Origin of the sequence: Mesorhizobium sp. M1252, assembly GCF_040318265.1 — a bacterium.
Taxonomy (GTDB): Bacteria; Pseudomonadota; Alphaproteobacteria; order Rhizobiales; family Rhizobiaceae; genus Mesorhizobium.
Map to the genome: position 1 here is coordinate 304,666 of NZ_JAMYLX010000002.1, position 22,361 is coordinate 327,026.

The window sequence follows — 22,361 nt, forward strand, 5'->3', positions numbered from 1 at the left end:
GCACGGCACCGGCTTCTGATTGACGAATACAGGACGAATTCGATGAAGCACTTTTTCAACCGCAGGGAAACGATCGTCACCGAGGCGCTGGACGGGCTGTTGCGGACTATCGGTTCCGGCGATCTCGCGCGCCTCGACGGTTACCCCGAGATCAAGGTCGTGCTGCGCGCCGACTGGGACAAGGCGAAAGTTGCCGTCGTCTCCGGTGGCGGCGCCGGACACGAACCGTCCCATGCCGGCTTTGTCGGCAAGGGCATGCTGACGGCGGCGGTTTCGGGCGAGATCTTTGCCTCGCCCAGCGTCGAGGCGGTGCTGGCGGCCATCCGCGCGGTGACCGGCCCCGCCGGCTGCCTGCTGATCGTCAAGAACTACACCGGCGACCGGCTCAATTTCGGCCTGGCGGCCGAGAAGGCGCGCGCCGAGGGGTTTCGCGTCGAGATGGCGATCGTTGCCGACGACATCGCCCTACCGGGTATCAACCAGCCGCGCGGCGTCGCCGGCACCTTGTTCGTGCACAAGATCGCCGGCCATTTGTCGGAGACCGGTCAGGACTTGGCAGCCGTTGCTACAGCCGCTCGCGCGGCGGCGAAGGACATCGTCTCGCTCGGCATGTCGCTGTCGTCCTGCTCGATCCCCGGCCAGCCACATGAAGAGCGGTTCGGCGAAAATGACGGCGAACTCGGCCTCGGCATCCATGGCGAGCCGGGCGTCGAGCGCATCGCGGTGCAAAGCGCCGACAGACTTGTGGCGATCATGGCGGAGCGGCTGGCCGCGCGGCTCGACCCGAACGCCAGCCACGCGTTGCTCATCAACAATCTCGGCTCGGTGCCGCCGCTTGAGATGTCGCTGGTCGCCAATGCCGTGCTGGCCTCGCCGCTGGCCAAAACCGTCAAACTTGCGATCGGCCCCGGACCGCTGATGACGGCGCTCAACATGAACGGCTTTTCGCTGTCGCTGATCAAGCTCGATGCGGCGCGCGAGGCAGCCTTGCTGGCGCCTGTCGGCCCACATGCCTGGATGCCGGCCAAAACCGTCGTCGCGCCGGCTATCGTGCCTATGGCGAAAGCGGCTGGAAACAGCGCAGCCCAAAAGGCCAGTCAGGATCCCGGTACCAGGCGTTTGATCGTCACGGTCTGCGAACGGCTGATCGAGCTCGAAGAGACACTGAACGGGCTCGACGCCAAGGCGGGCGACGGCGATACCGGTTCGACGGTGGCGACCGGCGCGCGCAGCGTGCTGGAGAAGCTCGATACACTGCCGCTGGCCGACCCTGCCGCCACGCTCGCGGCTATAGGCGATAGTCTGGGCGTCGCAATGGGCGGCTCCTCAGGCGTCTTGCTGTCGATCTTCTTCACGGCAGCGGCTCAGGCTTCGAACGGCGGAGCAACCCTGTCCAAGGCGCTGCTTGCCGGGCTTGACCGCATTACTTTTTACGGTGGCGCCAGGGTCGGCGACCGCACCATGGTCGATGCCCTGGAGCCGGCGCTGAAGGCGCTCGATGCCAAGGGGCTGGATGCCGCGGCTACAGCGGCACGGCACGGCGCCGAGGCGACCGCTGCCATGGAGAAGGCGAAGGCCGGACGCTCCGCCTATGTTGGCGCCAAATTGCAAGGCGTAGTCGACCCTGGCGCCCATGCCGTGGCCGAAGTGTTCGCGGCCGCCGCCGCGCTGCATGCAGCGGCCTGACGGCATGCTTCGATTGTCGAATGAAAACTCTTGCGATACTGCCGGCAGGATCGAAACCGGGAATCTGGACATGGCAGCGTTCGACCTTGCCAGGCTGATCACCGCCGCCGCGGACACGATCGCCGCTCACTCGGAAGAGTTGACCGCGCTCGACCAGGCGATCGGCGACGGTGACCATGGGCTGAACATGAAGCGCGGCTTCGAGGCTGTGCGCGCCGATGCCGGGGCGTTCGCTGCAAAGCCGCTGCCCGAGGCGCTGAAGGCGATCGGCACCAAGCTGGTGATGACGGTCGGCGGCGCGTCCGGGCCGCTGTTCGGCACATTGTTCCTGGCGCTGGGCAAGGAGATTTCAGGAGAGCCGGATCGCCCCAAGCTGACGGCTGCTTTCGGCAAGGCAATCGAGGCGGTGGCCGCCAGAGGCAAATCGCAGGTCGGCCAGAAGACGATGCTCGATGTGCTGTATCCGGTGCATGACGCGCTCGCGAATGGAAAGACAGGCTCGGAAATCGCTGATATTGCCGACGCGGCTGCCGAAGCGACCGTGCCGATGAAGGCAACACGCGGTCGCGCCTCATTCCTCGGCGACCGCTCAATCGGTCATATGGATGCCGGCGGACGCTCTGTGGCGCTGCTGGTGCGGACCGTCGCCGAAACCGTCGAGGGGCAAGCATGAGCAATGTCGGCATCGTCATCGTCTCGCATTCGCCGCTGGTTGCCGAAGGCACGGCCGACATGGTGCGGCAGATGGTGGGCGACGAAGTGCCGCTTGCATGGTGCGGCGGAAACGGCCATGGCGGGCTCGGCACCAGCGTCGAAGCGATCATGGGCGCCATCGACAAGGCGTGGTCGGAGGCGGGCGTCGCCATACTGGTCGATCTCGGCGGCGCCGAGACCAATTCGGAAATGGCGGTGGAAATGATCGGCGAGCCGCGGGCGCAGAAGATCGTCGTCTGCAACGCGCCGATCGTCGAAGGCGCGGTGATGGCTGCGACGGAGGCGTCCGGCGGGGCCTCGCTGAAGGAAGTGGTGGCGACGGCGCATGAATTGTCGCCCTCGTGAATGAACGGGAATTTTGAGCGCATGTCCGCATTTGCCGAGGCCACCGTCCTGATCACCCACGAGGTGGGTCTGCACGCGCGCCCTTCGGTGAAGTTCACCAAGCTTGCCAAGAGCTTTGCCGCCGAGGTGGAAATCGCGCTTGCCGCCAACGGCCCGTGGTTCGACGCCAAGAGCATCGTCAAGGTGATGGCAACCAGGGCGCCGAAAGGCACCATGCTGCATATCAGGGCCAGCGGCGAAGCCGCCACTGAGGCCGTCGGCGCGCTGGCCGAGCTGGTGCGGCGCGATTTCGACGAGGACGCGGGCCATGCCCGAACCGCTTAGGCTGCAAGGCATTTCGGCCTCGGCCGGCTATGCCGAAGGGCCGCTGTTCAACCTCGACCGTGCTGCCGCGCGCTACACAGGAAAGGCGACGATCGGCGGGGAAAAGGCTGCTTTGGAGGCAGCAATCGCCAGTGCGACGGACCGGCTCGGAACCCTGATCGAAACCGCCGATGACGAGGCGGCCGGCATCCTCGAATTCCAGATCGCCATGCTGGAGGACGAGGCGCTGACCGGACCGGCCTTCGCCGCGATCCCGTCCGGCATGCCGGCTGACATGGCCTGGCGGCAGGCGTTGGACGCCGAGATCGCCGGCTATGAAACGTCAGACCAGGACTATTTCCGCGCGCGCGCTGCCGACATGCGCGATATCCGCGACCGCGTGCTGCGCGCCCTTACCGAAGAGCAGGAGAGCGCTGCACCAGCGGGCGCCATTCTCTATGGCGAGGACATCGCGCCGACGCGCTTTCTCGAGACCGACTGGAGTGCCGGCGGCGGCATCGCGCTGAGGGCCGGCAGCACCGCCAGCCACGTCGCAATGTTGGCGCGCTCGCGCGGTGTGCCGATGGTGGTGGCACTTGGCTCTTCGCCGGCCAATCCCGTTGGTCTGGCTCTGCTCGACGCGGAGCATGGCGGCATCGTATTGGCGCCGTCCAAGGCCGAGATCGAAACTTTCCGTCGGTCGTCGTCTTCGTTTGCGACACGTCGAGACAAAGCCAAAGCCTATCTGGCGAAACCGTCGGTAACCCGGGCCGGCACGACGGTGCGTGTGCAGGTCAACATCGCCGATCCGTCCGAGGTCGACGGCATCGACATTTCGACCTGCGACGGCGTCGGGCTGATGCGCACCGAATTCCTGTTCGGCAAGGCGCCGCCGGACGAGGAGACGCAGTACCGCTGTTATCGCAAGGTGCTGGAATGGGCCGGCGACAAGCCGGTGACCATCCGCACCGTCGATGCCGGCGGCGACAAGCCGGTGCCGGGCTTTACGGTCGAGGAGAGCAACCCGTTCCTCGGCCTGCGCGGCATCAGGCTGTCGCTGGCAAGGCCGGATGTGTTTCGCGTGCAGATCCGGGCGTTGCTGCGTGCCGCGGTGCACGGCAATCTGAAGGTGATGTTTCCAATGATCACCGTCATCGACGAATACCAGCGTGCCGCCACTTTGTTCGCGGAAGAGCAGGCCGGGCTTGTCGCGCGAAGGGTCGCGCAGAAAATGCCGCCGCTCGGTATCATGGTCGAGGTTCCGTCGGTGGCAATCGTACCGGAGGCGTTTGCTGATGTCGCGTTCTTCTCGATCGGCTCCAACGATCTGACCCAGTATGTGATGGCCGCCGCCCGCGACAATGCTGCGGTAGCGCATCTCAATTCGGTCCGCCATCCGGCCGTGCTGCGGCTCGTTGCTGAAGTGACCGCATTCGGCTTGCGCGCAAAAATCGCGGTCAGCCTGTGCGGCGATGCCGGCGGCGACCCCGCAGCGATACCGGCGCTGATTGAGGCCGGTCTGCGCGATCTTTCGGTGGCTCCTGCCCAGCTCGCCATGGCCAAGGCGGCTATAGCAGATGTTGCGATTTAGGCGTGGCTGAGATGGCCGACAAGACACCCGAACCCGGCTCCGAAGAGGCGATCCGCGCCTACAAGACGATCCTGTCGCAGGTCATCGACCAACGCCCGTCGGGCATGCGTCAGCGCCTCGCCGATGCGCTGGGCAAGCACCGCAGCTTCGTCACGCAAATCTCCAGCCCGGCCTATTCGATCCCGATCCCGTCAAAACATTTGCCGGCTATTTTTTCCGTCTGCCATTTCAGTCCCGCCGAGCGCGATCATTTTCTTGCCGCCTACCATCTGGCGCATCCAGGCAAGATGTCTATCGCGGCAGGCATGCGCAAGACCAGGCATGTGTCGCTGATCGTGCCCGATTTCGGCGACGACAAGCAGAATGCGGCGCTCGACAGGGCGGTCAATGATTTCATCCAGAAGATTACCAGCATCACCGGTAAAAGCGGGGGCTGAGCGTTTCCTGGCGTTCGGGAGGACACATGAAGAAGTTTATGAATTCAGTCGACATGGTGCTGACCGAAAGCCTCGATGGTTTCGTTGCCGCCCATGCCGACATCCTGGTGCTGGGCGAGGAACACAAATTCATCCGCCGCAAGGTGCTGAAGCCGGGGAAGGTGGCGCTGATCTCGGGCGGCGGCTCGGGCCATGAGCCGCTGCACGCCGGCCTTGTCGGCCACGGCATGCTGGACGCCGCCTGCCCCGGCCAGGTTTTCACCTCACCGACGCCGGACCAGATGCTGGCGGCGGCCGCAGCCGTCGATACCGGCGCCGGCTGCCTGTTCATCGTCAAGAACTATGAGGGCGATGTGATGAATTTCGACATGGCGGCCGAGATGGCCGACGGCGTCCTGCAAGTGGTGACCAATGACGACGTTGCGGTCGAGAATTCGTCCTATACCACCGGCCGGCGCGGCGTCGCCGGCACGCTGGTGGTCGAAAAGATCGTCGGCGCCGCCGCCGAGCAAGGCATGGCACTGGCGGATCTCAAGGCGCTCGGCGATCGCGTCAACGGTGCGACGCGTTCAATGGGCGTGGCGCTGACCAGCTGCACCGTGCCGGCGGCCGGCAGGCCAACTTTCGACATTGGCGATGGCGAGATGGAATTCGGCGTCGGCATCCATGGCGAGCCCGGCCGGCGTCGCGACACGTTGAAAAGCGCCGATGTCATCGCTGGGGAAATCTGCACCGCAATCCTGGGCGATCTCGGCGACAGCGCGAAAGGCCCGGCCCTGCTGTTCATCAACGGCTTTGGCGGCACGCCGCTGATGGAGCTTTATTTGATGTACAACAGCGCCCGGAAAATCTTCGAAGGCAACGGCCTGACCGTGACCCGCTCGCTGGTCGGGTCCTATGTCACATCGCTCGATATGGCCGGCTGCTCGATCACGCTGACCATGCTAGATGATGAGGCCGTCTCACTGTGGGACGAACCCGTGCATACATCAGCGCTGCGCTGGGGAATGTAACTCGCTAGACGAGGCTAGATCAGCCTGCTGGGCCTGACGGACCTGCCGCAACGCCAGACAGCTTGCCTGCCTTGCGCAGCTCCGGCTTCTCATATTGCTTCTTGATCATCGCATTCCCGCTTTGCATTTAAGCCCCCTTCGACGGCCCCCCGGCCACCAGGCTGGACAATTTTCCCGCCCTGCGCAGCACAGGCGCCTCGTACTTCTTCTTGATCATTGCAAACACCCTCCAGATTCCAGTGCGAAAGAATGGACGGAAGCCGTTCGAAAAGTCAATTCACGAGCCCGTTTCGACACCGCATGCTGGCTTCCTGCATGCATTTCTGCAACATACGCTCTTCCAGTGGGCAAACGTCTGATTTGATGCTGCCACCCCTTGCGCCTGCCGATGAAAAACTGCTGCTGACCTTCGCCGACCCGGAGGCGACGGTTGCCGTTGGCGGTGATGTTACTGCCGAAAGCTTGCTGGCGCTGCTCGCCAATGCCGAGTTCCACGGCGTGCTGCCGATCATGCTGCGCAAGCTCAGGGAAATCGGCGACGCCCAACTTCCGGCGGAAGCCGCCTTGCAGCAGAAATTGTCGGAACTGCGCGACCAGTCGACGCTGGCGACCGGCCAGTCGATGCTGCTGCAGTATCATGGCGATCGCATTATGAAGGCATTGGCGGCGAAAGGCGTTCCGGCCCGGATCGTCAAAGGACCGGTCTTCGCGCGCAAACTTTACCGCCACACCGCCGACCGGCCCTTCACCGACATCGACATTCTGGTCGAGCCGGCCAGCATCGCCGAGGCCAATGCGGTGATTGCCGAATGCGGCTTCGATCTTTGGAGCGGCGAGGCGCAGTCGCAGGATTTGCAGGAGTTCAAGTGGCTGGAGAAGGAGAATTCCAGCCTGCTGATCGAACTGCACGGCAACCTGGTGCATGATTCCGGTATGCGCCGACGGCTCTCGCTGGGCTTTCGCGAATTGCAGATCATCGATGGCGGCGAGGCCGACACGCCGGCCGCGTTGCTGACCATTGCAATCGTGCATGCCGCGGGCGGGCACAAATTCCACCGGTTGCAGCTTTGCGTCGACGTGCTCCAAGGCGTGCGCGCGCTGCGGTCATCCGTTGATGAGGACCGGCTGTTCGAGGCGGCGCGCATGAGCGGCATCGAGCTCGAACTGGCGACGGTTCTCAATGTAACGGGGCGGCTGTTTAATGCACCGCGGGCGATCGAGCTGGCCGAGCGCATCAAGCCCGACCTCTCGATACGTTTGGCCAAATGGCTCATCACAGGCGATACACTGCTCGGCGTCAATTCCAGGGACAAGATGCATTCGCGCCTGCGTCGCGATGCCTTCCGCTGGGTCCAACGGCTTGCCCGATCCAAGCATCATGCAGCCTGAGCTGGCCGCGGACCCGGAAGCATCGCTGTCAGCTGTCTTTGTCAGCGAAATCTCCTCTCTCACCGCACCGATGCTGGCTGCCTGGATTGAGAAAGGTCATCGCATCGCAGCCGTCGTCGTGCCCGGCCCGCGGCCGGGCAAGCAGTCGAGCTTCAGCACCTGGCGCCGGCGCCAGCGACGTCGCCCGATTTTAGCGCGCTATCTTGGCCACAGACACCCACCGCTGATCGAATTCGGTCCGCCCTATGATTGGGCAGAGCTAGGGCGGCAGCTAGGTGCGCTCGAGGCCGATCTCCTGATCTGCTTCGGTTTTCGTGGGCTGATCCCGCAGACGGTTCTGAGATTGTTTCTAAGGGGCGGGTTGAACTTGCATCCGGCGCTGCTGCCGCAGTATCGCGGCCCTCATCCAATTCACAGGCTGGTCATCGACGGCAAGCACGAAATCCACGGCGGTGTGACCCTTCACAAGATGACGCCGGCATTCGACCAGGGTGATATTCTGGCGCAGGTCGCGTTATCCATCGAGGATTGGCATTCGGCAGCGACAGTCTCAGCAGCTATAGCCAGAGCAATGGCCAGGCTGGTAGCGGACGCCGCACCCGAGCATTGCCGTGGCAGGCTAACCGGCATGCCCCAGCCCAGCGGCGAGTATGTTTGGGCGCAGCTGGAGCGAAGCCCGCTGATCGTTGGCGGAGAATCGTCGAGCGATCATGTCGCCAGACTATGCCGCATCATAGGGCCCAGCGTTGCGGTCAACGTGCTGGTAAACGGAAAGCCGGTTCGACTGGCGCAGCCTATCCTGCGGCCCCGACCCGTGACCGGCAAGGCGTCGATGCAACGATGGGGAGTTGTGGCATTCGATTGCGCAGACGGGCGCGTTGTTCACCTGGCCTACAACAGGCTGACCCGACTGCTGATGCAACTGCAGCGAAAGCTCGGATCCGTGGGCCAGCGAAGGCCGGCGCTTCCGATACGAAAGTTTGGATCCACGGATTAAGTGCGTGTCAGTCGGCCAGCGCGGCACGAATCAATGTTGACGCCTCGGCCGGGTTCGCGCCGACTTCCAGCGTAAAAGTCGGAACCGCTTTGACCAGCGTTGCGATCGTTGCCATGCGGCGCTTCTGCGCCGGCAAAAGGCCGGTCATGCCGGTCCTGACATTGTCGGTGGCAAGCGCCACCATGGCGTCTGTCCTGGTCATGGGCACGAGCCGGGTTTGCGCGTCCGCCGAGCGGGCGAGATGAAACAGTGCCGCAACCGGTCTGCCGACAGTTTCCTCGATGCGGATGATCTCGGCGAGACGTTCCAGCGAGACGGCCTGCTCGCCATTGGCGTCCCATTTGTCGCCAAGGCAAGGCGCCACGAAGGGCAGCATTGCCGCGGTGTGGCGGTGGACCTTCACCTTGCGCGGCAAGCCCCAGGCCGTGATGCCGCCACCGGCCAAAACCTTGAGGATCATGGCGTCATCCGAGCACAGGCCGAAACCTTGCGACGCCAGCGCCAGCGAGGTCGTCGACTTGCCGGTGCCGCTCGGCGCATGGATCAGCACGAGCGCCTCGCGGCCGGGCAATGTCAGGCCGGCGGTGTGCAGCATGTGCTGGTCGCCGGCATCAAGTGCTGCATCCAGCACCATCATCAGCACCGTCCATTTGACCTTGGCATCGGGATGGACTCGTATCTCGGCCCAGCCTCCATCGGCATTGATCGAGACGGTCTGCAGGCCGGGAAAGACCAGATGAACGGTGCCGCCACCGTCGATCAGCCGGCAATGGCCGTCCTCCGGCACCTCGCCGTCGAAAGCGAGTTTTCCGGCAGGCGATTCCGGTAACTCCCGCGTCTCGACGATGTCGACGCGGAAATCGGGCTCGACCGGCCCGCTCACGCGCAACGTGCCGAGCAAGAGGTCGAAGCTCGGCCAGAGATCGGCCCGCGAGGCCGATATGCTGATGACCTGGCCCTGGAGATCATAGCAGAAGGTGGTCGCCGGACCGGTCAAGCAGCGTGCGCCTTTCCGGCATCGGCGTGATGGCGATAGATCTGCACCATGCCGGGGAGGCTGTCCGAGACCACCGGGCGGCCATCGAGACAGACCCAGCAATGGGCAGACATACGCGGCGCCTGCATCGACTTCGGATCGACGCCGAAGCGCAGATCCGGATCGAAGCCGGCAAAGCGCAGGAAGCGGTGGGCGAGCAGGCCCTCGCGCAGGCATCTGCGGTCGCGCATCAGCCAGGGGTGCCGGACGGTCCGGTTGACGGCAGCGACGATGTAGGCTGACGACAGGCCGCGATAAGGGGTGTGTGCGCTGAGCGGCGCCCATTTCAGCACCGATTCGAAGCTGCGGCGGCCGATCAGGGTCGGCATCAGCCGCGCGCTTGACCATAAATGGACACGAAACAAAGCGCGCAGGAGAACGCCGTCCACCATCAGGGAGCCGGGTCGGCGAGAATGCCTTCGCTCACCAGTTCGGCGGCCAGCGCCGCCATGTCCTGGTCGAGCGTGCCCTTGTCGACCTCGAACTCGTCAGACAACAGGACGACGATCTGGTCAAGGCTGCGGGCGCCGTCCACCTTGTCGAGAAAGGCTTCGGTGGTGCCGTTGCAGGTGTAAAGCTGGCCGCTGCGCGCCAAGAGCACGACGGCGCCATCGCCGACATGCTGGACCGAGGCGTCGTCCGCCAGCCGCAGAACCATTTCAGAACCGATTTGGGCCATGGAGCCCCTCCACCATTTTCCTGGAGAGCAGATAGCGCGGCGATGCGGGTCTGTCCATTGCGCGGACGAGAGGGAGAACAGGCCGGCCTGACCGTTCTGTGGCAATCCGGCAACGCCACCATCCTCACGACACAGGCAACCGAAGCCTAATGGAGACATCCAATTTCAGATTGTGGTAACTTCCACATGATTCAGAGCCTGAGAACAGGGAAGCACCCCAGAAATAGTCGGTGATTGCAGCTGGGAATCACCGCCGCAAACGGTCAAGCCAGCTATCTCGCAGGGTCAAGGTCTTGCTTTTCTTACCTAAAGTAAGCTATGGAGTCGCGGGGTTTTGGGAGAGCATTGGGTATGCGTTACAACTGGGAGCGGGCTCCGACCGCGTTCGAACGTCATCGAAAAGCATTGGCAGCCGCCATATTGATCGCGGGTGGCGTCGGGCTGATGCTGGCGGCCTTGCCGCTTTAAGACCTGATATCCGACACGAACGCCCTGCTTTCTCCGGGCGCATGAGCTTTTTCTGCCTGCCACAAGACGGGCCGCGGCTTAGCGTGCATGGCCGGTTACGGCGATGAAGCGGCGGTCGCGTCCTTCGAAGCCCTGGCTGAAGCGCTGCACCAGCACCGCCACTACCGCCGGCCTGCCGGGCGGGGTGTATTCGTAGGATTCCGACAGGCTGTAGGAAGTCGGGCAGTTGCGCGAGCCCGGCACGGCCTTGTCCTCGTGCAGCACCTTGAACGGCTTGCCGTCCTGCCCCGGCAGCGACAGGCGGAAGCCACGCGCCTTGCCCGTCTTGGCGCCTTGAAGTTTCTTTTCGCCCTGAAGTGTCTTGTCGCTCGGAAGAGCCTGGTCGCTTGGCTTGGCGTCATCGAAGCTTGCCGAGCAGTCCGTCTTGCTGTCGGCCAAAATCTCATCGAGCTGGATGGTCGAAATCTGTGTTTCGCCATAGAACGGCGACAGCCATTTCTGCGCGGCCTGCTCGAGGCGGGGGATGTCGTTGTACTCGACCGTGTCGTCCGGGAAGGTGAACCTGTCGGAGGCCGTGCGCGTGCCGCGCTCGGCGATGCCGTATTTGGCCAGGATTGGCGCGGCCTGCTTTGCGGCCTGCGCCCGTGCCTGCTCCACCGTTGTGGTCGCCTCTTCCGATTCATCGAGGACAAGGATCGGCTTGCCGCCGACGAACTCGTCTGTGCTTGTGTCGATGATGTCGATCTGCGACCAGCCGGAAACGGCAGCGTCGAGCTCGCCATATTGCTCGAAGGCGAAATATTTGCCGTCGGGGGAAAAGCCGATGATGCGCCGCGCGGCGGCATCGCCGGCCTGGGCGGCGGAAACGATCGTCAACAGCAGCGCTGCTCCAACGGCAGATCCAACCCCGTATCGTACCGTCATTGCGCGCCCTGCCCCGATTTCAAACCCGGCCATGGTGCCTGCAATTTATGGCCAAGGCGAGATCGGCCAAGCCCCAAATTTCGGGAAAGACATGGCATTTGGGGAAAGACGTGGCCGGGAAAACCCGCATAGGCTATTGCAAGATAGAGAGTTTTCCCGAGGAGGGATGAATGGCGTCACGCTACCACGAGGTCTATGACGGCTGGAAACGCGACCCGGAACAATTCTGGGCCGATGCGGCCGAGGCGATCGACTGGTATTCGCCGTGGACCAGCGTCTTCGATGCCAAGGCCGGCGTTTACGGGCGCTGGTTCAACGGCGCCAGCTGCAACACCTGCTTCAACGCTCTCGATCGCCATGTCGCAAGCGGCCGCGCCGACCAGATCGCACTTATCTACGACAGCGCGATCACCGGCACGGTCAAGAAATTCACCTATGCCGAATTGAAGCGCGAAGTGGTAGCGCTGACTTCGGTGCTCAAGAACCGCGGCATTCACAAAGGCGACCGCGTCATCATCTACATGCCGATGGTGGCCGAAGCGGCGGTCGCGATGCTTGCCTGTGCCCGCATCGGCGCGGTGCATTCGGTGGTGTTCGGCGGCTTTGCCTCGCACGAGCTCGCCACCCGCATCGACGACGCCAAGCCAAAGCTGGTCATCTCCGCGTCCTGCGGCCTGGAGCCTGGACGTGTCGTGGCCTACAAGCCGCTGCTCGACAAGGCGATCGAAATGTCCCGCCACAAGCCGGACGCCTGCCTGATCCTGCAGCGCGACCAGCTGCGCTGCGATCTGAGGGAGCATTACGATATCGATTTTGCCGACGCCGTTGCCCGCGAGCGCGCCGCGGGCGCCAACGTCGATTGCGTTCCGGTGCTCGCCACCGACCCGCTCTACATCATCTACACCTCCGGCACGACCGGCCAGCCTAAGGGCATCGTGCGCGACAATGGCGGCCACATGGTCGCGCTCAAATGGACGATGGAAAACGAGTTCGGCGTCAGACCGGGCGAAGTATTCTGGGCGGCCTCCGATGTCGGCTGGGTGGTCGGCCATTCCTACATCGTTTACGGACCGCTGCTGCATGGTGCGACAAGCGTGCTGTTCGAGGGCAAGCCGATCGGCACACCCGACGCCGGCACCTATTGGCGGGTGATCGCAGAACACGGCGTGGTCGCGCTGTTCACCGCGCCGACGGCCTTGCGCGCCATCAAGGGGCAGGACCCCAAGGGCGAATTCGTGCCGAAATACGATCTGTCGAAATTCCGCACTCTGTTCCTGGCCGGCGAACGCGCAGACCCGGAAACCATCAAATGGGCGGAGCAGAAACTCAACGTGCCGGTGGTCGATCATTGGTGGCAGACCGAGACCGGCTCGCCGATGACCATCAACCCGGCGGGCCTCGGCCTGCTGCCGGTGAAATACGGCTCGCCCGGCGTGCCGATGCCGGGCTACGACATTCGCGTGCTCGACGATGCCGGCCATGAAGTGCCGCGCGGCACACTTGGCAATGTGGTGGTGAAACTGCCGCTGCCGGCCGGCTGCCTGCCGACGCTGTGGAATGCCGACGAGCGTTTCCGGCAAGCCTATCTCGAGGAATTTCCCGGCTTCTACAAGACGGCCGATGCCGGCATGATCGACGAGGACGGCTACCTCTATGTCATGGCGCGCACAGACGACATCATCAATGTCGCCGGACACCGGCTGTCGACCGGGGCCATGGAGGAGGTGCTTTCAGCGCATCCCGATGTTGCCGAATGCGCCGTCATCGGCGTCGCCGATGTGATGAAGGGCCAAGTTCCGCTCGGCTTCGTCGTGCTCAATGCCGATGTGTCGCGCGATACCGCCGTCATCGAAGGCGAAGTGGTGGGGCTGGTGCGCGAACGGATCGGCCCGGTCGCGGCCTTCAAGACCGTGGTGACGATCAAGCGCCTGCCCAAGACGCGCTCCGGCAAGATCCTGCGCGGCACCATCCAGAAGATCGCCGACAAGGAAGAATGGACGATGCCGGCGACCATCGACGATCCCGCCATTCTTGACGAGATCACCGCGGCGCTCAAAGCCCGCGGCATCGGGGTCTGACGGCCCCAGTGGCGTTGTTTCAGCGGTCCAGACCTCCCCGGCCGGCGCCGCGCGAGCGCCTGGAAATGGATATGGACGACACCGTCGTCTACGCGATCGGCGACGTGCATGGCTGCTACAAGGAATTGCTGTCGCTGGAGCAGAAGATCCAGCTCGACGCGCTGCAATTTCGCGGCCGCAAGATTATCGTCATGCTCGGCGACTATATCGATCGCGGGCCGCAATCGGCGCGCGTGCTCGACCATGTCTTGGCGCTACCGCCAACAGGGTTCCTGCGCGTCTGCCTGGCGGGAAACCACGAAGTGGCGATGCTGAACTATCTCGACGGATATCTGTCGCGGGACCGCTGGCTGGCGGTCGGCGGCCGCGAGACGCTGTTTTCCTATGGGGTCGATCCGGCGCGGCTTGCCAGCCTCTATGCCTCGAGCGACGAGGTCGACCGGCGCGTGAAGGAAGTCATTCCGGCCAGCCATATCGACTTTCTGCGCAGCCTGCCGGTGCTGCTCTGTTCGGATAAATTCGTTTTCGTCCATGCCGGCATCAGGCCGGGTATCGACCTGGTCGCACAGGATGAGCAGGACCTGCTCAACATCCGCGACGAGTTCTTCAACGCCGCCCATCTGCTCGACCGCTTTGTGGTGCATGGGCACACGCCGGTCGATATCCCCAAGCTTGACGGGCGAAGGCTCGGCATCGACACCGGCGCCTTTCAAAGCGGCCGGCTGACAGCGCTCAGGATCGCGGGTAAATTCGGCAAGCTGATCTTTTCCTGACCTGCCGTGCTTCTTCGTTTGAGCGTGATCCTTTCCGAAAACCGGATCCGCTTTTCCGGATCACGCTCCTTTTCAGGATCGCGCTCCGTTCAGGCGGCGGTCTTGGCCCGCACGTCCGATTTCTCCAGATAGTAGGTCGAATAGCGGTCGAAGAACTTTTCCGAGCCGCCGAGCGAGCCGTATTTCGGCAGCTTCTTCAGATCGACCTTGTTGAGCACGGCGCCGACGACCTTGCTTGCGACGTAGGGTTCCTGCTCCAGCAGCGAGCGCACCATGGCGCGCGGCGTGCGGCCCCATTCGGCAACCAGCACGAAGCCGTCGACCAGCGGCGCAAACGCCTTGGCGTCGACCACGGGGCCGAGCGGCGGCAGGTCGACGATGATGTACTCGAACGTCTCCTTGGCGTTGTCGATGAAGCGCCGCATGCCGGCCGATGACAGCAGCTCGCTCGTATGCGAGAACTGGCCACGCAGCACGGCCGGGATGATCGCCAGCTTGGTCTGGCGGTCGACCTTGCCGACCGACTGCCAGGTCTGGCCGTTGACCACGGCTTCCATCAATCCCTGCTCGGCCTCCATGCCGAGGTTGCGGCTGAGGCCAGGATTGCGCAGATCTGCATCGATCAAAAGCGTCTTCGAGCCGTTGGCGGCCAGCAATCCGGCGAGATTGGCGGCGACCGTAGACTTGCCCTCGCCGGGCAGGACCGAGACCACGCCTATGACCCGGCTGCCTTGCCCTTCCATGACGACGTCGAAGGCGATCTTGGCGTTGCGCAGCGTTTCGGAGAACATCGATGCCGGCGCATCGACGCTGACCCGCATGCGCGCCCGTTTCTCGGTCGCCGACAATGTGTTGGCGCCTTTGGCATCCGCCGCACCGCCGTCGGCGTCCTTGCCGAGCCTGCCGCCGATCATCGGCAAATAGCCGAGGAATTTGAGGCCGACGCGATCGCGAATGTCCTCGCCGGTCCTGAAGAAGCGCTCGTTGAACTCATTCAGGCCACCGAAGCCGGCGCCAAGCAGCACGCCAAGCACCAGCGACAGCGCCAGCACCCTGGAGGTGCGCGGGCTTGAGGCGGAAAGCGGCATTGAGGCATCCGAGATGATGCGGACCTTGCCGACCGGGAAGGATTGCTGCTGCGAGGCCTCCTCGTAGCGGCTAAGGAAGGTCTGGTAGAGCGTGGTCAGCGCCTGCGCCTGCTGGTCTAGTTCGCGCAGTTTGACCTGGCTCTGGTTGTCGATGGAGCTCTTGCCGGCCGCGTCGGCGATCTTCTGCCTCAGTGAGGTCTCGCGTGAAAGCGCGACTTCATATTCATTGCGATAGCTTTCGGTCAGTTGCTTCAACTCGCCGAAAATCTGGGTCGACAGATCGGCCTTTTCCTTGGCCAGCGCCACCGCCTGCGGATGGTCGGCGCCGAAATTGGCCGTCACATCCTGCAGCCGCTTGGCCACTGTGAGATAGCGGGTCTTGAGCGTTGCAATGACCGAGCTTGCCGGCTGATCGCTTGAGATGGCGGAATCGTTGAAGGCATTGTCCGAGCCGCTTTCGACGATGGTCTTGTATTGCTGGTAGCGGGCGCTGGCGCGCGCCGTATCGGCCTGCGCGACGATCAGTTGCGCGGTGAGATCGGCAATCTGCTTGTCGCTGATCAGCTGGCCGTCGCTGTTGGCGGCCAGACCATGCTCGGCCCTGAATTTCTCGACCGCCATAGCGGCCGCCTGTGAGTTCTGACGAAGCTCGGTCAGCCGGCCCTGCAGCCAGACCGCAGCGCGCTCGGTAGCGTCGAAGCTGGCATTGAGCTGGTCGGCGAGATAGGCGTCGGCATAGGCCTTGGTGATGGCGGTGGCGAGCGCCGGATTGGTCGACTGGTAACCGATGGCGAGCACATAGGAGCGGCCGTTGCGCTGCGCCAGCACCTCGCTCTGCAGCTTCAGCACGGCATAGTCGTGGCGCGCCGTCTGCATCATGGCCTGGCGTGTCGCCTCATCGACGTTTTCCATGCCGGGAATCTGCTCGGCGGAACTTGAGCGGAAATAGCCGATCACGCCGCGCACGAAGCCGATGCCCTTGACCAGCGCCGATTGCGGCGGGTTCATGAACTCTGCGTTCTGGTCGAGTTTCAGCTTGTCGACCACCACCGAGGCCAGCCGCGCCGAGGTGATGATTTCGATCTGGCTGAGCAGGGCGGCGTCGGTCTGCATGGTGACGGATGCAGCCGAGATGTCGTCGATGACCTTGTTCAGGCCTTCGTCGATCAGCACGCTGGCGACCGACATGTATTGCTTGGGCGTGGTCTGCAGATAGAGCAACCCCAGGAACAGGCCAATGATGGCGCAGACCGCCACCACCTTGACCTGACGCGCCGCCATGCCAAGCAGGCGCTCGACGTCGATGAAGTCTTCACCCTTTTCCTGATCGGGGTTGGGCAATGGCATCCTCTTGTCGAGAGGAAAGCTGGCATAATTCATCTTCGATCCAATTCTAGGTTACAGGCGCCGGAGCGAGACGGGTCAGGTCCCACCTCGTCCGAAGCTGCGGAGATCGGGGGCAAGATATGCAACGCAAGCTTCATGCCATCCGGCGCCGGGCCTGAGCGGCCAGGCGTGCAGGCACGAGCCGCGCCATCGTCCAAACGCATATGCCCTCGAAAGATGGGCATTATGCGGCCACTTCCTGACGCTCATGCGACCGCACGAACGCCTGCAGCATTTCCAGCACAGGTCCCTTCATGTCGTCGCGCGCCAGCGCGAAGGCGATGGTGGCCTCTATGAAGCCTTCCTTGGAGCCGCAGTCGAACATGCGGCCATTGAAAGGCTGGGCAAAGAAAGACTGGCTTTTCGCCAGCCGCACCATGGCATCGGTAAGCTGGATTTCGTTGCCGGCGCCGCGTTGCTGGTTGCCCAGCAGCGAGAAGATCTCGGGCTGCAGGATGTAGCGGCCGTTGATGTAATAGTTCGACGGCGCATTGGCCGGCGCCGGCTTTTCGACCATGGCCGTCACCTCGAAGCCGCTGCCTGTCTCGGCGCCGCGCCCGACGATGCCGTATTTGCTGGTCTCGCTGGGATCACAGCGCTCGACGGCGATCACATTGCCGCCGGTCTGCTGATAGAGATCGACTGTTTCAGCCAGGCAACCTCGGCGGCCGAACGACACCATATCGGGGAGCAGCAGGGCGAAGGGCTCGTCGCCGATGACTTCGCGTGCGCACCACACCGCATGGCCGAGACCATGTGGCGACTGCTGGCGGATGAAGCTGGTGGCGCCGGCCACGGGCAGCATGCTTTCGAGCGCCTCCAGCTGGGTCTTCTTGCCGGTTTGTTCGAGCGTTCCAATCAGTTCGGGGTGCAGGTCGAAGTAGTCCTCGATGACAGCCTTGTTGCGGCCGGTGACGAACACGATGTGCTCGATGCCGGCTTCGAAGGCCTCGTCCACCGCATATTGGACGACCGGCCGGTCGACCACGGGCAGCATCTCCTTCGGAATCGACTTGGTTGCCGGCAGGAACCGTGTTCCAAGCCCCGCCACAGGGATGACTGCCTTCCTGATTTTCTTCATCGCAAATTCCTTCTGAGCAGATCGATTTCAGCCTGTTGCAGGCCACGAACAAACGTCTTCATGTACTCGCCCTCCTTACCTCACCGCGCCGACGGCAAACTGCGCCGCCACCCTTTTGAGCCGGACGGCGATCGGCATCGACATGTGCCTGACAGCCGCCGGATCACTTAGCGCGGTGCGTATCGCTTTCAACGGCGAACGCGCCTTGATGTGCTGGACCAGCGACAGGAACGATGCCGCCTTGCGCAGGCTGCGGGCGCGTTTGGCGAAGGCGGCCGCAGCAGCAGCGTCCATGGAATTGGTCTCGGCGAAGACCGCGTCGGCCTTGCGCATCGCCTCGATATGGTGAAGCTCGAGCACGCGCGAGATCGAGCCCGTGCGGATGTGGTAGATATAGCCGGTCGTCGGCTCGACCACGCATTTTCCGCCCTTGGCCAGCGCGTTGGCGAGCAGGATGTAATCCTCGCCTATGCTCAGACTTTCATCATAGCGAAGCCCGTTTTCGATCAGGAAACGGCGCTGGAAGATCGGCTTGAGATAGCCAAGGTTGAACGTGGATTCGAAAACGATGTTGCCGGCGATGTAGTCGGCGAGCGTGATTTCACGCAGGCCCTCCAGATATTCGGCGGGAAACATCGTCGCTTCGGCAATGCTTTCCTCGCGCACCACCTGGAGGTTGTCGACGGCGATTACAGCGCCCGCGCTTTCGGCCCGCGCGATCATGGCGGAAAGCCGCCCGGGCAGGACGGCATCGTCGGAATCGAGCACCGCGATCCAGCGGCCGGAAGCCAGTTCGAGCCCGGCATTCCTGGCGCCGCCAGGGCCACGATTTGCCGGCAGCGCAACCACTTTGACGACATCTTTTGGATAGGCTCTTGCGACGTCGAGCGTGTTGTCGCGCGACTGATCATCGGCGACGATGATTTCGACGCTGACATCGCGCTGGGCCATGGCGCTTGCGATCGCCCGGTCGAGCGTGGCCGCGGCATTGTAGGCTGCGATGACAAAGGAGACGTCAGGCTGCACGCTTGCCTCCTTGCTGCGGGGAAGACAGTCCGTATTGGCGAATTTCGCTGATACCGACGAGGCCGCTGACGACGCCGACATGCATGATGCCGCGCAGCACGCTGCGGTTGCGGCGGACCGGGCTAACCGCGGTCAACGCCGCCATGCCGAAGCAATAGACGGCCTTGGCCGAGGCAAGGCCGACAGCCTTCGCACGCTCTATCACGCCTGCGTCATGGCCGATGAGGTGGCCATGCGTCTGGCCGAAGCGGAAGCGGCGGCGGCGCAGCCAGTCGAAAGCGGCTCGCGAACGCGGCACGACTTCCTCGACCCAAGCCTCCGGCGCAAAGGCGATGCGACCGCCTGCCTTGACCATGCGGTCGAAGAATTCGGTGTCCTCGCCGCCGCTCTGGCCGCGCGCCAGGCTGAAACGACGGTCGCGCAAGCTGTCGGCGCTCATCCTCAAAAGGACGTTGCAGGTGTAGCCGGTGCGGATTTCGCCCTGCACCCAGACCGGCAAGGTCGAATGGAAATCGCCCTTGCGCATCCAGTCCGGCGCATCCGGGCGGTAGAGCGCCCGCACCGGACCGAGCACGGCCTCGGCGCCGCTTGTCTCCGCGATAGCAATCAGTTCGGCCAGCCATTGCCGGGAAGCGGTTTCATCGTCGTCGATGAAGGCGACAAAATCGGCCGTGCTGGCATCAAGACAGGCGTTGCGGGCAACCGAGATGTTGCGCGCCGGAGCGTGCCGGTAGCGGGCCACGAGCTTCAATTCGCTCGCCAGCGCGGTCACCAGCGGCTCGGCGGTCGGCTCGTCGTCATTGTCGGCGACGATGACGCCGATGCCGAAACCGGCAGGCATATCCATGGCAGCGAGCGACCGCAGCGTGTCGGCCAGTTCCGGCCGCCGGAACGTGCAGACGCAGATGTCGATTCGGCGGCTGTCGGCGACCATCATGCCACCCCGCGCTGCGATCGCGAGCCGAGCAGTTGCAGCCAAAACCCGAGCGACCAGCCGAAATGCATGACCATCGCCGAAATGCCCGCCAGCACATTGTTGGGATTGCGCTGGCTGATGGCGGTCACAGCGCCGTAGCCCAGACAGACCGAAGCCCAGACCAGCAGCGGCACCGCCGCCAGCCAGTGGATAAAGGAAAATACCGCGAGAAGGACGACCGGCGCCACCAGCAGCGGGATCATCTGCCGAACTTTCGGGATCATGCGGTGCTTGAGCACATTCTTGGCGCGGCCGCGGCCATAGCCGAGATATTGGAAATACAGGCCCTTCAGCGACGAACGCGGATAGTAGACCATCTGCGTCTTGCCGCTCATCCAGATGCGGTAGCCTGCCCGGCGCAGGCGGTAGTCGAGTTCGGCATCCTCATTGTGGCTGAAGGTCTCGTCATAGCCGCCGACCGCGGTGAAGGCCGAGATCCGGATCAGCGCGTGATGGCCATGGTCCACCCATTCGCCGGCGGAAAGGTGCCGGTGCTTGGAGCCGCCGGTGCCGAGCTTGGAATTCTGCGCCGCCGCGACCGCTTTCTGCACCGCGCCGCTGCCGCTGGTCAGCATCGAGACGACGACCGAATCGGCTGAAGTGGCGAGCGCCTCCTCGACCAGCCGGTCGCAATAATCGGCGGGATAGCCGCCATGGGCATCGATGCGGATCAGATATTCGGCGCCGTCACCGAGGCAGGCAACGGCGAGGTTGATCGCCGCGCTCTGGATACGTTTTGGGTTGTGCAGGAGGACGACCTGAGGGTCCTTGGCCGCAACCGCTTCGACAATGGCCAAAGTGCCATCGGTGCTGCCGCCGTCGGCAACGACGATGCGGGCGCCGAGCCTTAGCGCTGCCGGCCTGAGCTGCTCGAGCAGCACGCCGATATGGGCTGCCTCATTCAGGCACGGAATGACGATCAGGCTCGACGGAAGCGCTTCGGTTTGCGTCATTGGCGCCTTCCCATACTCTGTATTTTTCCCATCATCAGCCATCGCTAAGCCAGCGCTTCGGTCACGAAGGGACCGGGGACCGCCGCCAGACCGCGCAGCCTGTCGACAAAGGCGCGGCAGTCGCTGCGGTCGTAGCTCCAGGTTCGTGGGTTGCGGGCCAGCACACGCGCCTTGGCCTTGCCGAAGTGCTCCTGGTCCATGCGGCCGAGCGCGGTTTCCAGGATTTCGGGCGTGGCAGCAGAAAGCAGGATGCCAATGTCCTGCTGGTTGAGAAAGCGCCCCGTCTCGGTATTGCCCATCGAGATCGGCACGGCGCCGAAGCGGCAGCCCTCATAGAGGCGGTTGGGCAGCAACCATTCCGAATTCTGCCCTTCCTCGAAGAAATCGATCGCCCAGGAAAAATGCACTTCGCCGTAGATCGCGGCCATGTCTTCCGGGTTGCGGTAGGGGCCACGAAAGGAGAGATAGGGTTCGGCCTCGACAAAAGCATGGAAATCCGGGAATTCCGAGAGTGCCGGACGGCCCCGGAGGACGACCTCGAAGCGCCCGCCCTGACGGCGCGTGAAGTCGGCCAGCAGCTCCAGCGAGCGGCGGCAGCGCAGCGCGCCGAACCAGCCGATGCGCCACGGGGGTGCTGCAGGGTTTTCGGCCTTTGACCTGTCATCCAAGGCGATCGGCGCGGTTTCGAAGTATTTGTTTTCGACCAGTTCCACCGGTGCGGCGACCTGCCCGAACGGCTTGAAATAATTGGCGATGAAGGCCGGTGAGCTCGTCACCAGAAGCTTCACGTCGCGGGCGAGATAACGCTCCGCTGTGCGCAGTGCTTTGCCCAGCATGTCATTGCGCAGCACCAGGCGATGGATGTCGAGGCATTCGTAGACGATCGGCACGCCGCCGCGAAAGGCGGCCTTGGCGCGCCTGGCCAGCGCCAGCATTTCCAGATTGCGCGCGATGATGAGGTCGGGCTTCGGCATCGCCGCAAGCTTCGAGCCTATCGACAGCGCCGCCTTGGCGACCGCCGCCAGACGCTGGCCGAATCGGCCGTCACGCGTCGCGCCGAGGTCGACCGGCTGCAGCCCCTCGACGTCGGGAACAGCATTTGTGGTCCGACGGAAGCCGGCCAACGTGACCCGCGCGCCGCCTGCCTTGAGCATTATGATCCGCCGGCGCACGGCCGGGTCGGAAACATCGTGCACAAGGTACAAGACATGCAGCATGAAAACTCGACCGCTGTTGGCCCACCCACGGGAATGCTAACCCAGCTTTTGCTGCATCGCAACATTTTTGGTGCGCCGTAGCATAAGTGCACGTTTTTTGTTGCACTGCAAAATTGATGCGTTACCCTCCGTCGGGCTTGAGCGCCGCTCTGACTGGTCACCCAGCCCGATGCAGCGATGAATTGTGACGCGAGCCGCATC

General features: G+C 63.6%; 21 protein-coding genes. 11 read left to right on the plus strand and 10 right to left on the minus strand.

The window, feature by feature from the left end:
• Positions 1-42: 42 nt before the first annotated feature.
• The 9 genes from NKH22_RS04995 to NKH22_RS05035 all read left to right on the plus strand — a co-directional run bounded on the left by NKH22_RS04995 (position 43) and on the right by NKH22_RS05035 (position 8,475).
• The gene (locus NKH22_RS04995) at positions 43-1,686 is read left to right on the plus strand and encodes a dihydroxyacetone kinase subunit DhaK (RefSeq protein WP_352909057.1); all 1,644 of its coding nucleotides are present in this window, start codon (positions 43-45) and stop codon (positions 1,684-1,686) included.
• A 70-nt stretch (positions 1,687-1,756) separates the two neighbouring features.
• Positions 1,757-2,359 carry a dihydroxyacetone kinase subunit DhaL gene (dhaL, locus tag NKH22_RS05000; protein ID WP_023732533.1) on the plus strand — a complete coding sequence of 201 codons (603 nt, stop codon included), beginning with the start codon at positions 1,757-1,759 and terminating at the stop codon, positions 2,357-2,359.
• Positions 2,356-2,745 (plus strand): dihydroxyacetone kinase phosphoryl donor subunit DhaM, encoded by a 390-nt coding sequence (gene dhaM, locus NKH22_RS05005; RefSeq protein ID WP_023690004.1) that lies wholly within the window; start codon positions 2,356-2,358, stop codon positions 2,743-2,745. Before dhaL ends, dhaM begins: the two co-directional genes overlap by 4 nt.
• A 21-nt stretch (positions 2,746-2,766) precedes the next feature.
• Positions 2,767-3,069 (plus strand): HPr family phosphocarrier protein, encoded by a 303-nt coding sequence (locus tag NKH22_RS05010; RefSeq protein WP_352909058.1) that lies wholly within the window; start codon positions 2,767-2,769, stop codon positions 3,067-3,069.
• The gene (gene ptsP / locus NKH22_RS05015; RefSeq protein WP_352909060.1) at positions 3,053-4,639 is read left to right on the plus strand and encodes a phosphoenolpyruvate--protein phosphotransferase; all 1,587 of its coding nucleotides are present in this window, start codon (positions 3,053-3,055) and stop codon (positions 4,637-4,639) included. The genes NKH22_RS05010 and ptsP overlap by 17 nt, the downstream gene beginning before the upstream one ends.
• Positions 4,640-4,650: 11 nt before the next feature.
• A complete protein-coding gene (locus NKH22_RS05020; protein WP_352909061.1) occupies positions 4,651-5,076 on the plus strand; it encodes a hypothetical protein in 426 nt (141 codons plus the stop codon).
• A gap of 26 nt (positions 5,077-5,102) precedes the next feature.
• Positions 5,103-6,089: a dihydroxyacetone kinase subunit DhaK gene (gene dhaK / locus NKH22_RS05025; RefSeq protein ID WP_352909062.1), complete on the plus strand. Its 987-nt coding sequence runs from the start codon at positions 5,103-5,105 to the stop codon at positions 6,087-6,089.
• 363 nt (positions 6,090-6,452) lie between these two features.
• Positions 6,453-7,478, plus strand: a complete 1,026-nt coding sequence (locus NKH22_RS05030) for a nucleotidyltransferase family protein (RefSeq protein ID WP_352909063.1) — start codon at positions 6,453-6,455, stop codon at positions 7,476-7,478.
• Positions 7,468-8,475 carry a formyltransferase family protein gene (locus NKH22_RS05035; RefSeq protein WP_352909065.1) on the plus strand — a complete coding sequence of 336 codons (1,008 nt, stop codon included), beginning with the start codon at positions 7,468-7,470 and terminating at the stop codon, positions 8,473-8,475. Before NKH22_RS05030 ends, NKH22_RS05035 begins: the two co-directional genes overlap by 11 nt.
• 7 nt (positions 8,476-8,482) lie before the next feature.
• Here the strand turns inward: NKH22_RS05035 and NKH22_RS05040 are convergent, their stop codons facing one another.
• The 4 genes from NKH22_RS05040 to NKH22_RS05055 all read right to left on the minus strand — a co-directional run bounded on the left by NKH22_RS05040 (position 8,483) and on the right by NKH22_RS05055 (position 11,534).
• On the minus strand, positions 8,483-9,472 hold the full coding sequence (locus NKH22_RS05040; protein ID WP_352909066.1) for a serine kinase: 990 nt from the start codon (positions 9,470-9,472) through the stop codon (positions 8,483-8,485).
• Positions 9,469-9,903 carry a lasso peptide biosynthesis B2 protein gene (locus NKH22_RS05045; protein ID WP_352909067.1) on the minus strand — a complete coding sequence of 145 codons (435 nt, stop codon included), beginning with the start codon at positions 9,901-9,903 and terminating at the stop codon, positions 9,469-9,471. The genes NKH22_RS05040 and NKH22_RS05045 overlap by 4 nt, the downstream gene beginning before the upstream one ends.
• On the minus strand, positions 9,903-10,190 hold the full coding sequence (locus tag NKH22_RS05050; RefSeq protein WP_023684213.1) for a PqqD family protein: 288 nt from the start codon (positions 10,188-10,190) through the stop codon (positions 9,903-9,905). The genes NKH22_RS05045 and NKH22_RS05050 overlap by 1 nt, the downstream gene beginning before the upstream one ends.
• 546 nt (positions 10,191-10,736) lie before the next feature.
• Positions 10,737-11,534 (minus strand): DUF2259 domain-containing protein, encoded by a 798-nt coding sequence (locus NKH22_RS05055; protein ID WP_352909068.1) that lies wholly within the window; start codon positions 11,532-11,534, stop codon positions 10,737-10,739.
• 218 nt (positions 11,535-11,752) lie between these two features.
• Here NKH22_RS05055 and NKH22_RS05060 point away from each other — a divergent pair, with 218 nt between their 5' ends.
• Both NKH22_RS05060 and NKH22_RS05065 read left to right on the plus strand, forming a co-directional pair.
• A complete protein-coding gene (locus tag NKH22_RS05060) occupies positions 11,753-13,660 on the plus strand; it encodes a propionyl-CoA synthetase (protein ID WP_352909070.1) in 1,908 nt (635 codons plus the stop codon).
• A gap of 71 nt (positions 13,661-13,731) precedes the next feature.
• Positions 13,732-14,433 (plus strand): metallophosphoesterase family protein, encoded by a 702-nt coding sequence (locus NKH22_RS05065; protein ID WP_245260639.1) that lies wholly within the window; start codon positions 13,732-13,734, stop codon positions 14,431-14,433.
• Between the two features lie 89 nt (positions 14,434-14,522).
• Here NKH22_RS05065 and NKH22_RS05070 read toward each other — a convergent pair whose 3' ends face one another.
• From NKH22_RS05070 to NKH22_RS05095, 6 genes are all read right to left on the minus strand, one after another.
• Entirely contained in the window at positions 14,523-16,901 is a 2,379-nt protein-coding gene (locus NKH22_RS05070; RefSeq protein WP_352909072.1) for a polysaccharide biosynthesis tyrosine autokinase, read from the minus strand.
• A 190-nt stretch (positions 16,902-17,091) separates the two neighbouring features.
• Positions 17,092-17,988: a UTP--glucose-1-phosphate uridylyltransferase GalU gene (galU, locus tag NKH22_RS05075; RefSeq protein ID WP_023668795.1), complete on the minus strand. Its 897-nt coding sequence runs from the start codon at positions 17,986-17,988 to the stop codon at positions 17,092-17,094.
• A gap of 75 nt (positions 17,989-18,063) precedes the next feature.
• Complete coding sequence (locus NKH22_RS05080) at positions 18,064-19,014, minus strand: glycosyltransferase family 2 protein (RefSeq protein ID WP_352909073.1); 951 nt, start codon at positions 19,012-19,014, stop codon at positions 18,064-18,066.
• Positions 19,004-19,951, minus strand: a complete 948-nt coding sequence (locus NKH22_RS05085; protein ID WP_352909074.1) for a glycosyltransferase family 2 protein — start codon at positions 19,949-19,951, stop codon at positions 19,004-19,006. The genes NKH22_RS05080 and NKH22_RS05085 overlap by 11 nt, the downstream gene beginning before the upstream one ends.
• Positions 19,948-20,943, minus strand: a complete 996-nt coding sequence (locus NKH22_RS05090) for a glycosyltransferase family 2 protein (protein WP_352909076.1) — start codon at positions 20,941-20,943, stop codon at positions 19,948-19,950. The genes NKH22_RS05085 and NKH22_RS05090 overlap by 4 nt, the downstream gene beginning before the upstream one ends.
• A 44-nt stretch (positions 20,944-20,987) precedes the next feature.
• Positions 20,988-22,160, minus strand: a complete 1,173-nt coding sequence (locus NKH22_RS05095; RefSeq protein ID WP_352909079.1) for a glycosyltransferase — start codon at positions 22,158-22,160, stop codon at positions 20,988-20,990.
• Positions 22,161-22,361: the final 201 nt, after the last annotated feature.

Bases quoted from the DNA above. Each gene is read 5' to 3' on its own strand.
- NKH22_RS05095 (WP_352909079.1), bottom strand. From the start codon at position 22,160: ATGCTGCATGTCTTGTACCTTGTGCACGATGTTTCCGACCCGGCCGTG.
- NKH22_RS05045 (WP_352909067.1), bottom strand. From the start codon at position 9,903: ATGGTGGACGGCGTTCTCCTGCGCGCTTTGTTTCGTGTCCATTTATGG.
- NKH22_RS05090 (WP_352909076.1), bottom strand. From the start codon at position 20,943: ATGACGCAAACCGAAGCGCTTCCGTCGAGCCTGATCGTCATTCCGTGC.
- NKH22_RS05010 (WP_352909058.1), top strand. From the start codon at position 2,767: ATGTCCGCATTTGCCGAGGCCACCGTCCTGATCACCCACGAGGTGGGT.
- dhaK (WP_352909062.1), top strand. From the start codon at position 5,103: ATGAAGAAGTTTATGAATTCAGTCGACATGGTGCTGACCGAAAGCCTC.
- NKH22_RS05035 (WP_352909065.1), top strand. From the start codon at position 7,468: ATGCAGCCTGAGCTGGCCGCGGACCCGGAAGCATCGCTGTCAGCTGTC.
- NKH22_RS05085 (WP_352909074.1), bottom strand. From the start codon at position 19,951: ATGATGGTCGCCGACAGCCGCCGAATCGACATCTGCGTCTGCACGTTC.
- NKH22_RS04995 (WP_352909057.1), top strand. From the start codon at position 43: ATGAAGCACTTTTTCAACCGCAGGGAAACGATCGTCACCGAGGCGCTG.
- NKH22_RS05065 (WP_245260639.1), top strand. From the start codon at position 13,732: ATGGACGACACCGTCGTCTACGCGATCGGCGACGTGCATGGCTGCTAC.
- dhaM (WP_023690004.1), top strand. From the start codon at position 2,356: ATGAGCAATGTCGGCATCGTCATCGTCTCGCATTCGCCGCTGGTTGCC.
- NKH22_RS05030 (WP_352909063.1), top strand. From the start codon at position 6,453: ATGCTGCCACCCCTTGCGCCTGCCGATGAAAAACTGCTGCTGACCTTC.
- galU (WP_023668795.1), bottom strand. From the start codon at position 17,988: ATGAAGAAAATCAGGAAGGCAGTCATCCCTGTGGCGGGGCTTGGAACA.
- NKH22_RS05070 (WP_352909072.1), bottom strand. From the start codon at position 16,901: ATGAATTATGCCAGCTTTCCTCTCGACAAGAGGATGCCATTGCCCAAC.
- ptsP (WP_352909060.1), top strand. From the start codon at position 3,053: ATGCCCGAACCGCTTAGGCTGCAAGGCATTTCGGCCTCGGCCGGCTAT.
- dhaL (WP_023732533.1), top strand. From the start codon at position 1,757: ATGGCAGCGTTCGACCTTGCCAGGCTGATCACCGCCGCCGCGGACACG.
- NKH22_RS05060 (WP_352909070.1), top strand. From the start codon at position 11,753: ATGGCGTCACGCTACCACGAGGTCTATGACGGCTGGAAACGCGACCCG.
- NKH22_RS05020 (WP_352909061.1), top strand. From the start codon at position 4,651: ATGGCCGACAAGACACCCGAACCCGGCTCCGAAGAGGCGATCCGCGCC.
- NKH22_RS05050 (WP_023684213.1), bottom strand. From the start codon at position 10,190: ATGGCCCAAATCGGTTCTGAAATGGTTCTGCGGCTGGCGGACGACGCC.